Annotated in this window: 1 pseudogene; it reads left to right on the top strand. The window is 46.4% G+C overall.

The window, feature by feature from the left end:
• Nucleotides 1–68: 68 nt before the first annotated feature.
• A pseudogene (locus tag R7Q47_RS25605) lies at nucleotides 69–1166 on the top strand (peptidase); the annotation flags it as partial.

A 1166-nucleotide genomic window follows, 5' to 3' on the forward strand; every position in this document is an offset into this window, starting at 1 on the left:
AATTAAATTGAGAACTTATAAGTTCTGTTGGCGACTAATTTTATATACCTTGGCTCACACGGATAATCATGATGAAAAAAATGTCTTTGGCTCTGGCACTCTCTAGTGCTCTCCTGATAGCCCCGTTTGGTTGGGCGCAATCCATCTCTGCAACCACGCAAGATCCCATCTATCAACTTGATGATAAGTTAGTTTTAGGGCGGGTCGAAAGTGTGTATTACAGCGAAATTCCTGAGCTAAGTGACGTCCCTTTCATCGGTAAAATTGATACCGGCGCTGACACCACCTCCATGCATGCAGAAAATATTCACGTAAGCAGCAGCAATCCCAAATACAAAAATCTTAAAGATGACAAACTGCTGTGGGCAATTGTCGACGATTTAGGTGGCACGCAAGCCAAATGGGAAGCCAACAGTTTTGAACCTTATCAAGTCACCGTCAGTTTCACGATTCAGCATCCTTATACTGGCAAAGAGATCACGGTAACCGACGATCTTGAGCGCATCAGTGCTATCCGCAGTCGCACCAGCAAAAAACCGATTTTGCGTCCAACCGTAAAAATGCCGATGACGATTGCTGGGCATACGGTAGATACCGTGGTGAACCTTACCTCGCGCAAACAGTTCTCTGCGCCAATCCTGATTGGCAAAACTTACCTAGATGATAACGCGTGGGTGTTTGCTGGGTATGACTACCTGCAAGAACAACCCAACGCGAAAATGATTGGCAAGAAAGAGACGGTAGAAATCGAAGGCATTCCCTACAAAACCAGCGTTTCGACAAGCAGCCGTTACACAAACGTTCACGCTCTCGACATCAAAGTGGATAAAACAGCCAAGCAAGTGTCGTTTACTTTAGAGGGTGAGCACGGCAAGCGCCATCCTATGACACTGCCATTGGTGCGCATGTTGAAAACCACCAAGAGCGAGCGACCTTTGGTGTATCTGCCTGTCAAGATTGATGAAAACGAAACTCAGCAATGGTTGGTGTACTTACGAGACCGCAGCAAGTTCAGTTCGCAAATCCGTCTGGGCCGAGACGTAGTGAGCCAACATTTCGTAATAGATACCGACAAAGAGAATTTGCTCGGCGGCGTGGAAAAAACCTTTAAGAGTGCACTGAAGTCCAAGCCATTGGTGATTTCACCGGAAGAGGAAGTGAACATT

The sequence above is a fragment of the Vibrio sp. Vb0349 genome, from assembly GCF_033338975.1.